The organism is Aeromonas sp. S11(2024) (assembly GCF_041402345.1).
GTDB classification, from domain to species: Bacteria; Pseudomonadota; Gammaproteobacteria; order Enterobacterales; family Aeromonadaceae; genus Aeromonas; species Aeromonas veronii.
Window position 1 is genome coordinate 1 of the sequence record NZ_JBGLRC010000048.1, and the last position, 10,562, is coordinate 10,562.

Below are 10,562 nucleotides of genomic sequence, written 5' to 3' on the forward strand. Positions count from 1 at the left end.
ATACGGTGACTCCGGATAACACGGTAGGGGTACCGTTTTGTTATCCGGTTTGAAGCCGTATGACCACTCCCTTTTGTGGGCAACTGTCAGGTGAATACCATCTCCATACAGGCCAAGGGTATTCAGTTTATTTATGGCGCTGACATACGCCATGACTTCTCCCACTTGGCCGTTGTAGTTACGCAGACTGATTTTCCCCGCCAGCAATTGCTTGAGCCGATACATCGCCGTCTCTGCCAGCGAGCGACGGTGATACCCCGATATCTTCTTCCAGTGCGCCAGCCATTTCTTGCGCATCACCAGCACGGCCTCATTTCTTGGATGCCCCTTTTTCCATAACCCCGCGCTCTTACGAGGCGGGATACAGGCTGTCGCCCCTTTGCGCGAGATAAGCTGATGGCTGGCTTTGCTGTCATAGGCACCATCCGCATAAACATGTCCCAGCTTACGCCGCAGAGGGTTGAGCAAGGTGGGCAACACCTCGGCATCATGGACATTTTCCAGTGAGACTTCCGCCGCCACGATATCGTGGGTCACCGGGTCTACCGCCAGATGCAACTTGCGCCACACTCGCCGCTTCTCCGAACCGTGTTTTCTGACCTTCCACTCGCCTTCCCCAAACACCTTCAGCCCGGTTGAGTCGATAACCAAGTCGGTAATACGTTCCTTTGGGGGCTGTCGATAAGCCACAGTCACCGAGCGTGCTCGCTTGCTGACGCAGCTATAGTCCGGCGCACACAGCGGTACGTTCATCAACTCGAACAGGGAGTCGAGCAGTCCCTGTGTTGCTCGTAGAGTGAGGTTGAAAATCCCCTTGAGCATCAGGAAGGTTGCGATGGTCTGGTCAGTGTAAAGCTGGCTGCGGCCCCACCGCCCATGATGGTCGTGGTGAAACCAGTTTCTCATGGCCTCGGCATCAACCCAGAAAGTGAGTGAACCACGGTTAATCAAAGACTTGTTGTATTGAGGTCAGTTGGTGATGGGGTGAAGCGACGTGCCCATAATGCAGAGTTGAAGAGGATGGTGGTGATCAGATCACCGAACCCTCAGTTAGTTACATTCAAGCTGCATCGATTTGGGAAACAACGCCGATTTTCACACATCAGAAGGATCGGTCAATGGATCCTTAACTGATCGGCATTAGGCCAAACGGCCTCTCTTTTTTGTCTCCCCTGTTTGGCCTGGATAGCTTTTGTAGATGCTGGTCGCGGATGACGTCCGCAGATTGCGGTCTCGGGGCTATCCACCGGTTGACTTGGCGGACGATACATTTTGTTCTGAATAGCTGACCACCCGACTTGGCATGTCATTCATGTTGTGGCCTGCCTGCATCGCCAGTTTGAGCGCCACCAGCTCCGCCTGCTGGCAGTCCAGTTGACGCAAGCGGGCGGTGATCTTCCCCTTCAACTGCTGCCGCAGTTTCGTCTGCTTGTAGGTGCCCCCCTGCTCTGCTCGCAACCTCCGCCGCCATTGACGCCAATCCTGCAACTGGCCGAGTCGCTCCTGCCAGTGAGTCAGGGTGCTCAACCAGCCGGGATCTCCACTCCCCAGATCCAGCAACAGTTCCACGCCATAACGGGCCTGCTTGATCTCGAGGCGCAGCCGATGCCAGCGGCGCAACTGTTGCTTACGGGAGCTGGCAGATTTCACAACGCAGGGAATAGGTTCATCGAGAGCGCTCTGCGCCTCATCAAGGCGCAGGGCCAGATGCTGCTGATAGAGGAACGCCAATGCCCACTGATCCTGCACCTGCGCCGCCGCCGCAAGCCAGCGGGCCAGTCGCCGTGACAACAGGGGTACGCGACAGGCAGATTTGTGAGTATTTCCCGTGCTGGCAGGCGGCTTGCCAAAACGCTCGGCGTAGACCTGAGCATCCCGCAGCGCCGAAAGCCGCCCGACCGAGCGCAGCAGACGCCGCTCCAGCTCGGGATGATAGGTGAGTGGTCGCCACAGGGCGAGCAGCGCCAGCAAGCGGCGCGCTGCGATACGGTAGCCATGCACGGCCGGTCCACTGGCCTCTTCGCGCACCGCTCGCGCCGCCTCCTGATAACGGGCGACCCAGCTTGTTGCCTGAGTCAGCAACAGACCTTCCTTGTCAGCGTCCATCTCGTCTCCGCCCCTTCAGTTGGTGTGAAAGCCCTGACCGGTGGGCGGCAGCGCCTCTTCATATTCCATCCGGGTCACCCGAGCGGTGCGCGGGCCATGCTCCAGCCAGCCCAGCATCATCTGTACCCCCTGCGCGGGGCCGCTGATGAGGATCTCCACCGAGCCATCCTCCAGGTTGTAGGCATGGCCCCGCAAACCCAGTTGCAGCGCCCGCTCACGGGTGAAATAGCGAAATCCCACCCCCTGCACCTGCCCCCACACCCGAATGACAAACGATTGCTCTCCCATTTCTCACACCTTCCGCTTAAGAAAAAAATTCCCGAGACGATAATGTGCCCGACACTCTATCTCTGCAGGATGCAGCTCCATTATGAAAGAAGTTAAATTCCGGTGGGTTGACCGCTATCTCATTCACCTCACCATCAGTGAAAAATTCCATATCGCGTTCTGGTTGCCTCTCTTCATCATCGCCTTTCTCAGCTGGTATATGCTGGCGGCCAGCCATCAGCAGGAGATCTCCCTGCGGGTAGCGCAGTTGCAGCAACGAGTCGAGACCACGGCGCAGCTGGTCAGCCAGCAGCCCACTCTGATGTTGCCTGCTGATCTGCGTCTGGCCCGGCAAGGCAGCAGCGGGTTGCAGCAACAAGGAGATCACTACCTATTTACCGCGCCAGCGGGTCAGGCGGGCTACGTCACCGGTGATCTCGATACCGGCAACCTCTCCATGTGGGAGGGTCAGGGCTCGACCCTGCTCCTGATCGGCGCGCTGGCCGCCCTGATGGCGCTGGTGATCCACTACATGATGACCTTTGTCTCCGGTGCGCTCTACTCCACCAACAAGGCGCTGCAAACCGTGGCGGACGGGGATCTCACCTTCCGTCTCAACTTCTTTCCGGTGCGCGACGAGTTCTCCACCCTGGCGGGCAGCATCGACCGCTTTACCGACCGCCAGCACCAGATCGTCAAACTGGTGGAAGAGTCTGCCGAAGCGCTGACCATGGCCGCCGACGAGTTTCGTGACCATGCCCGCGAAGGCGAAACCATGGCGCGTTCCCAGCGCCAGCACATGGATTCGCTGGCCACCGCCATGGAGCAGATGTCGGCGGCGATCCGCGAAGTGGCGCGTAATGCCAACGACACCCTGCAACAAACCCGCCAGTCGAGCGAAGAGGCGGCCAATGGCGCCAACCGGGTAGCCCGCACCATAGAGGCGATCCGCACCCTGGCCGACGAGATTGGCAACGCCTCCGGCGCGGTCGAGCGCCTGACCCACAACGCCAACCGGATCAACGAGGTGGTCAACGTCATCAACGCCATCTCCCAGCAGACCAACTTGTTGGCCCTCAACGCCGCCATCGAAGCGGCCCGTGCCGGTGAGCAGGGTCGCGGCTTTGCGGTGGTAGCTGATGAGGTGCGTACCCTCGCCAGCCGTACCCAGCAGGCGACGGTGGAGATCCAGCAGATGATCGAAGAGCTGCAGACCGGTACCGGGGCGCTGAACGAGATCATGGAGAAAACCGTGGGGCGTGCCGCCAGCAGCCAGCAGCTCATCAGCGAGGTGGGGCTCGATATCGAGAAGCTGAGCAACCACAGCGATGCGGTGCTGGAGATGAGCACCCAGATCGCTACCTCGAGCGAAGAGCAGAGCTCGTTCGCCGCCGAGATCACCCACAATCTGGATCAGGTGCGCCATGAAGCGGCGCAGGTGGAAGAATCCGCCAGCGCCTCGGTAGCTGGCACGCAGGGGCTGAAAGCCACCGCCAGCGAGCTGACCCAGGCACTCAAGGGAATTAAGCTCTGACCGTATGAGGTGTCAGATCAGGGCAACCCCATCCATTACACAGGGTTGTTTGAGTTTTACCTGCGGGCCACATAGAATGTGGCCCCTTTTCTTTCTACCATCGGCAAACATCCATGAGCGCTTCCATCTATCTCGTCAAAGGCCGCGAAAAATCCCTGCTGCGTCGCCACCCCTGGATCTTCTCCAAGGGGATTGAGCGGGTTCAGGGCAACCCCATTGACGGCGATACCGTCGAGATCTATGCCAACGATGGCAAGTGGCTCGCCCGTGGCGCCTGGTCAGGCAGCTCCCAGATCCGTGCCCGGGTCTGGACCTTCGACAAGGATGAAACCGTCGATCTCGACTTCTTTATCCGTCGTCTCAAATATGCGCAGGAGTCTCGCGATCTGCTGATCAAGCGTCAGGGTCTCACCGGTTATCGCCTCTGCGCCGCCGAATCCGACGGTCTGCCGGGTCTGACCATCGACCGCTACGCCGATTTTCTGGTGTGCCAAATTCTCTCCGCCGGTGCCGAGTTCCAGCGTGAGCTGATAACGCAAGCACTGCGTACCCTCTATCCAGAGTGCAGCATCTATGAGCGCTCCGATGTGGCAGTGCGCAAGAAGGAAGGACTGAAAGAGCGCACCGGCGTCATCTATGGCGAGACCCCGAGCGAGCCGGTGGTCATCGAAGAGAACTGTGGCGTCAAGATCCTGGTGGATATTCGTAACGGCCACAAAACCGGTTTCTATCTGGATCAGCGTGACAACCGTCAGGCTGCCGCCAAGTACACCGAAGGCAAGCGGGTGCTCAACTGCTTCTGCTACACCGGCGGTTTTGGCGTTTATGCCCTCAAGGGCGGCGCCAAGGAAGTGGTCAACGTCGATCTCTCCCAAAATGCGCTGGATATTGCCCGCCAGAATGCCGAGCTGAACGGGCTGGATACCAGCAACACCCAGTTTGTCCGTCACGACGTGTTCAAGCTGCTGCGTGAATACCGCGAAAAGGGCGAGAAATTCGATGTCATCGTGCTGGATCCGCCCAAGTTCGCCGAGAGCAAGGCGCAGCTGCTGGGTGCCTGCCGTGGCTACAAGGACATCAACATGCTGGCGTTCCAACTGCTGGCGCCGGGTGGCGTGCTCTTGACCTACTCCTGCTCCGGCCTGATGGAGCAGAGCCTGTTCCAGAAGATCGTTGCCGATGCGGCGCTCGATGCCGGTCGCGATGCCCAGATCCTGGAGCTGCTCTCCCAGGCCTCCGATCACCCCATCGGTACCGCCTATCCGGAAGGCTTCTACCTCAAGGGACTGGTGGTACGCGCCCGCTGATCGGCAACCACCCTCTCCTTGTGATCAATCAGGCCCCTTGCGGGCCTGATTGCTTTGCATCGTATGGTGCCTGAGCCTGACGCTCGCCCCGATTCCCCCTCTCTGCTTTATTGGTGTTTCCTCTCCTCCTCTTTTGCTGCCAGCGCCCCACTTCTTCTCTGTTTAAATTACTTTGCACAATAACTGCACATTTATGATTCAAATCACACCCGTATGACTCTCTTTTCCGTAGTGTGATCCCGCCTGCGGCAGACAAGCCGGGGCAACCGACCCGTCAGGAGTGATAGGCGGTACAACAACAAAAATCGATGTCAGGCCAAGCTGAACATCACAAGGGATCCCGATATGAATCAATCATTGCCGCTGTTAACGCCGCTGCGGGGCATCGCTGCCCTGATGGTGGTGCTGTTCCATGCCCGCTTGCTGCTCTTTCCCCAGTGGATGGAGTCGATCGCAGGCCACACCCAACTCATCGAGAATGGCTACCTCTGGGTCGACCTGTTCTTTATTTTGAGCGGCGTGGTGCTGGCACATGTCTATGGGGAGGCCTTCACCCGCACGCCCCGCACCGTGGGCTATGGCCGCTTTCTCTGGCTGCGGCTGACCCGCGTCTACCCCCTCTATCTGGTGACCCTGCTGTTGCTGGTCGGCTGGGAACTTTACAAGGCGCAGCACGGAGTAGGCTTCTATGCCGGCCCCTTGTTCAAGATGTGGGAGTGGGAAGGGATGCCGCCTTTCGGTTCCCCCTTCACGCCAGCCGAAGCGCTGCCCAGCGCCTTACTGCTGCTGCAGGTGGTAACCGATCACGGGTTGACCTGGAACTTCGCCGCCTGGTCTCTCAGCGTAGAGTGGATCAGCTACCTGCTGTTCCCGCTGCTGATCCCGCTGGCGGTGACCCGCAGTCGCTGGAGCCATCTCGCCCCCCTACTGGCGCTGACGGTGCTGGCCTTTATCGTGCACAGTCGCGGCACCCTGGATGTCACCAGCGGGGCGCTGGCGGTGGGGCGCGGGGTAAGTGAATTTGTGCTCGGCCTCTGGCTGCTGCCGAGGGTCAAGGCTGCGAAAAACTTCCCCATGATGAAGCGGGATCTGCCGCTCTTGATCGCCTTTGTGCTGCCCTTCGTGCTGATGCAGTTCACCATGACGCCACAGCTGACTCTGTTGCTGATCAGCTCCTACGTGCTGCTGATCTGGATTTGTGCCGCACAGGGGGAGCGCCAGAGCCCGCTGCTGCACCTCCTGGATAACCGCTTCACCAACTGGCTGGGGGATCTCTCCTACTCCATCTACCTGCTCCATGCGCTGGTGCTACTCACCGGCTGCGAGCTCATTCATTATCTGGCGCCGGGGCTCACCGAGTGGTGGTATGGCCAGACCAATCCGCTGTTGGGGGTAGTGGCAACCTTGCTGATGCTGGCGGTGCTGATCGGGCTCTCGGCGTTGAGTTACCACCTGCTGGAGCGACCACTGCAACGGCGCCTGCGCCGCTGGGGCAAGTCACGACAACCGACGCTGGAGCAAGCCGGATAAGTTAATCTCACCCTGTCTGGATGAGTTGACGGGCTTATGCCAACTCATCCAGCACCAGTTCATCCAGATTGCTCATCACCCAGGCGCTCGGGTGCTGGCTAAATCCGAGCTTGGGGTAGTACGCCACCGCCTGCGGTGCGGCCAGCAGGATCAGCTTGCAGCCCGGCTGCAATTGCAAAAACGTCTCGCGAATAAGGGCTTTGCCAATCCCTTGCCCCTGCACCGACTCGGCTACCGCCAAATCCGAGAGGTAGCAGCAAAAATGAAAATCGGTCACCGAGCGGGCCACTCCGACCAGGGTCTCGCCCTGCCAGGCGGTGATCAGCAGATTGGCGTGATCCAGCATGCCCTGCAGGGTGGCGGGATGGTCCAGCGGCCGTCTCGCCCCCAACGAGGTCTGCGCCAACAACGCCGCAAACTGCGCCGAGGTGATGGGGTGGTTAACCAAAAATGTGGTGGTCACTAAGCTCTCCTCCGCGGGGTTGTGGTTGCACGCGCTGTTGCACTTTGACGTGCTCTTTGCTGCATCTGTACTGCAATCAATCAGCCAGCGCCGGATCCAGACAGATGACAGGGAACTGAGGGCAATTCCCTGCTGTTTATGTGAATTCCTGTTCGAACCCCAAGGGGCAAATGTGGCATAATGCCCCGTCCTGTGGCCCTTGGCGGGGCTGCGCTGGCGCACCTTGTCGCCCTTTTCTTCCCCGTCCGGCCTGGCGGTCCTTCATAACTGCCAGTCATCGCTGCCCCTGTTGGCACCGAGGCCACCCATATTTGCGGCTTCTTGTCTTCCTTTCTACAAGGCCGCCCATTGACCAAGACGGCTCCACAGAGCCTCTGCTCTGTTTGCAAATAAAAGGGGTAAGTATGTCTTCCATTCGTCTGACCCAATACAGCCACGGCGCTGGCTGCGGCTGCAAAATCTCTCCCAAGGTACTCGACACCATCCTCAAGAGCCAGATCCCGGGCTTCAACGACCCGACCCTGATCGTTGGCAACAGCAGCAAAGATGACGCGGCCGTGGTCGATATCGGCAACGGTCAGGGCATTGTCTCCACCACCGACTTCTTCATGCCTATCGTCGATGACCCCTTCACCTTTGGCCGCATCGCCGCCACCAACGCCATCAGCGATATCTACGCCATGGGGGGCAAGCCCATCGTTGCCATCGCCATCCTCGGCTGGCCCATCAATACCCTGCCCGCCGAAGTGGCTCAGCAGGTGATCGACGGCGGCCGTCAGGTGTGCCACGAAGCGGGGATTTCGCTGGCCGGTGGTCACAGTATCGATGCCCCAGAGCCCATCTTCGGCCTCGCGGTCACCGGTATCGTGCCTCTAGATGCCATCAAGCAGAACGACACCGCCAAGGTGGGTGACACCCTCTATCTGACCAAGCCCCTTGGTATCGGTATCCTCACCACAGCCCAAAAGAAAGGCAAGCTGAAACCCGAACACGAGCAACTGGCCCCCAACGCCATGTGCACCCTCAACAAGATCGGCCAGCGTTTTGCCGAGCTGCCGGGTGTGCACGCCATGACCGACGTCACCGGTTTTGGTCTGGCGGGCCATCTGCTGGAGATGTGCGAAGGATCTGGCGTCAGCGCCCGCCTCGACTTCAAGGCGCTGCCGCTACTGGACGAGGTAGATTACTACCTCGCCGAGGGCTGCGTACCGGGCGGTACCCTGCGCAACCACGACTCCTACGGCCACAAGCTGGATGCCATGGACGATCGCACCCGCAACATCATGTGCGACCCACAAACCAGCGGCGGCCTGCTGGTCGCCGTGGGTAAAGAGAGCGAAGCCGAGCTGCTCGCCATCGCGCAAGACGCTGGGCTAGAACTCTCGCCCATCGGTCAGATCAAGCCCCTTGAGGGCTCCCGCTTTATCGAGATTGTCCAATGAGTGAATTGCCACTGGCCACGGACTACGCCCAGATTTTTTTAGGCGATGTGCCGTTGATTGATGTGCGCGCCCCCATCGAGTTCAAGGAGGGGGCCTTCCCCTGCTCGACCAGCCTGCCCTTGATGACAGACGATGAGCGCGCCCAGGTGGGGACCTGCTTCAAGAAGCAGGGTCAGGCCGCCGCCATTGAGCTTGGACACAAGCTGGTGGGGGGAGCAGTACGTGCCGAACGACTCGAAGGCTGGCTGGCGCAGTTGCGCAAGCAGCCCGATGCCCTGCTCTACTGCTTTCGCGGCGGCCTGCGCTCGCAAACCGTACAACAGTGGCTGGCTGATGCCGGGGTGACTCGCCCCCGCGTCGCCGGTGGCTACAAGGAGCTGCGCCGTTTCCTAATCGACACCCAGGACAAGGCCTCTGCCGAGTGCCACTGGACTGTGCTGACCGGCATGACCGGCTCCGGCAAGACCCATATGCTGGACCACGTGGCCCAAGCGCTCGATCTGGAAGGACACGCCCATCACAGGGGCTCGTCGTTTGGTCAGCTGCCTGGCGGCCAGCCCAGCAACATCAATTTTGAAAACAACATGGCCATCGAGCTGCTCAAGCGCCGCCATCAGGGCGAGCATGCCTTCGTGGTGGAAGATGAGAGTCGCCTGATTGGCCGCTGCTGCCTGCCCCTCTCCCTCCATGAGGCCATGAGTCAGGCGCCGCTGGTGGTGGTGGATGTTCCGCAAATCGATCGCGCCGAGCAGATCCGTGAAGATTACGTGCACGATCTCTGGCTGCGCTATCAAGCCATGTATGGCCAGGAAGCCGGTTGGCCGCTGTTTGCCGCCTACCTCACCGATGCGTTGGCCCGTCTCAAGCGCCGTCTCGGCGATCAGGCCCACCGCGAGCTGGATGCCCTGATGCAGACCGCCCTCACCGAGCAGGAAAAGAGCGGCGATACCGCGCTGCATCTAGCCTGGATCACCTTGCTGCTGACCCGCTACTACGACCCCATGTATCTCTACCAGCTTGGCAACAAGCAGGAGCGCATCGTATTCCGCGGTGACAAACAGGCCTGTCTCGACTATTTCGCCGAGCAGCATGCCAGCGCGTTGCGCAGCTGACCCATCCCAAGAGAGGAACTCTATGTTGAAATTCGAGGTGATCCCGGTCACCCAGTTCGCCCAGAACTGCTCCCTCATCTGGTGTGACGAGACCCATCAGGCGGCCCTGATCGATCCGGGCGGCGAAGCGGACAAACTGCTGGCCGCCATCGCCAAGCGCGGCCTGACCCTGACCCACATACTGCTGACCCACGGTCATCTGGATCACGTCGGTGCCGCCGCCGAGCTGCGGGAAAAAACCGGCGTCGCCATTACCGGCCCCCACAAGGAGGACGCCTTCTGGCTCGACATGCTGCCCCAGCAGAGCCAGATGTTCGGCTTCGCCCATACCCCCGCGTTCACGCCGGATCGCTGGCTGGAGCAGGGTGACAAGGTGCAGGTTGGCCAGTGCGAACTGGATGTCTACTTCTGCCCCGGCCACACCCCGGGCCATATCGTGCTGCTGAACCAGGCCGAAAAACTCGCCTGGGTTGGCGACGTGCTGTTTGCCGGCAGCATCGGCCGCACCGACTTCCCCCGTGGCGATCACGCGACCCTGATTAAGTCGATCACCGAGACCCTGCTGCCGCTGGGGGACGAAATCGTCTTTATCCCGGGCCACGGCCCCAGCTCTACCTTCGGCCGCGAGAAGGTGAGCAACCCCTACCTGACCCAGCCTATCTGGTGATCAAAAAAGGCAGCGGTGTTCCGCTAATGCCGATCAGTTAAGGATCCATTGACCGATCCTTCTGTTGTGTGAAAATCCGAAACCTGTTGATTGGTTTCGGATTTTTTATGCGTATCGCCCATGCTCTCGACTTC

9 protein-coding genes and 1 pseudogene are annotated in these 10,562 nt (G+C 59.9%); 6 read left to right on the forward strand and 4 right to left on the reverse strand.

The window, feature by feature from the left end; all coding sequences use genetic code 11:
* Positions 1–108: 108 nt before the first annotated feature.
* The 3 genes and pseudogenes from ACB040_RS20395 to ACB040_RS20405 form a co-directional block, all read right to left on the reverse strand.
* A pseudogene (locus ACB040_RS20395) lies at positions 109–1,002 on the reverse strand (IS5 family transposase); the annotation flags it as partial.
* A 237-nt stretch (positions 1,003–1,239) separates the two neighbouring features.
* Positions 1,240–2,106 carry a CHAD domain-containing protein gene (locus ACB040_RS20400; RefSeq protein WP_338774938.1) on the reverse strand — a complete coding sequence of 289 codons (867 nt, stop codon included), beginning with the start codon at positions 2,104–2,106 and terminating at the stop codon, positions 1,240–1,242.
* Between the two features lie 15 nt (positions 2,107–2,121).
* Complete coding sequence (locus tag ACB040_RS20405) at positions 2,122–2,394, reverse strand: acylphosphatase (RefSeq protein ID WP_005345583.1); 273 nt, start codon at positions 2,392–2,394, stop codon at positions 2,122–2,124.
* A gap of 82 nt (positions 2,395–2,476) precedes the next feature.
* Here ACB040_RS20405 and ACB040_RS20410 point away from each other — a divergent pair, with 82 nt between their 5' ends.
* The 3 genes from ACB040_RS20410 to ACB040_RS20420 all read left to right on the forward strand — a co-directional run bounded on the left by ACB040_RS20410 (position 2,477) and on the right by ACB040_RS20420 (position 6,744).
* Positions 2,477–3,907 (forward strand): methyl-accepting chemotaxis protein, encoded by a 1,431-nt coding sequence (locus ACB040_RS20410; RefSeq protein WP_338774939.1) that lies wholly within the window; start codon positions 2,477–2,479, stop codon positions 3,905–3,907.
* A 113-nt stretch (positions 3,908–4,020) separates the two neighbouring features.
* The gene (locus ACB040_RS20415; RefSeq protein WP_338774940.1) at positions 4,021–5,214 is read left to right on the forward strand and encodes a class I SAM-dependent methyltransferase; all 1,194 of its coding nucleotides are present in this window, start codon (positions 4,021–4,023) and stop codon (positions 5,212–5,214) included.
* A gap of 345 nt (positions 5,215–5,559) precedes the next feature.
* Entirely contained in the window at positions 5,560–6,744 is a 1,185-nt protein-coding gene (locus ACB040_RS20420; RefSeq protein ID WP_338774941.1) for an acyltransferase, read from the forward strand.
* A gap of 34 nt (positions 6,745–6,778) precedes the next feature.
* On the opposite strand, the gene ACB040_RS20425 is transcribed toward ACB040_RS20420, so the two are convergent.
* The gene (locus tag ACB040_RS20425; protein WP_338774943.1) at positions 6,779–7,207 is read right to left on the reverse strand and encodes a GNAT family N-acetyltransferase; all 429 of its coding nucleotides are present in this window, start codon (positions 7,205–7,207) and stop codon (positions 6,779–6,781) included.
* Between the two features lie 404 nt (positions 7,208–7,611).
* Here ACB040_RS20425 and selD point away from each other — a divergent pair, with 404 nt between their 5' ends.
* From selD to ACB040_RS20440, 3 genes are read left to right on the forward strand one after another with little or no spacing between them, the layout of a single operon-like run.
* A complete protein-coding gene (gene selD / locus ACB040_RS20430) occupies positions 7,612–8,649 on the forward strand; it encodes a selenide, water dikinase SelD (RefSeq protein ID WP_139443683.1) in 1,038 nt (345 codons plus the stop codon).
* The gene (gene mnmH / locus ACB040_RS20435; protein ID WP_338774944.1) at positions 8,646–9,761 is read left to right on the forward strand and encodes a tRNA 2-selenouridine(34) synthase MnmH; all 1,116 of its coding nucleotides are present in this window, start codon (positions 8,646–8,648) and stop codon (positions 9,759–9,761) included. The genes selD and mnmH overlap by 4 nt, the downstream gene beginning before the upstream one ends.
* A gap of 22 nt (positions 9,762–9,783) precedes the next feature.
* A complete protein-coding gene (locus tag ACB040_RS20440) occupies positions 9,784–10,428 on the forward strand; it encodes an MBL fold metallo-hydrolase (RefSeq protein WP_338774945.1) in 645 nt (214 codons plus the stop codon).
* Positions 10,429–10,562 lie beyond the last annotated feature (134 nt).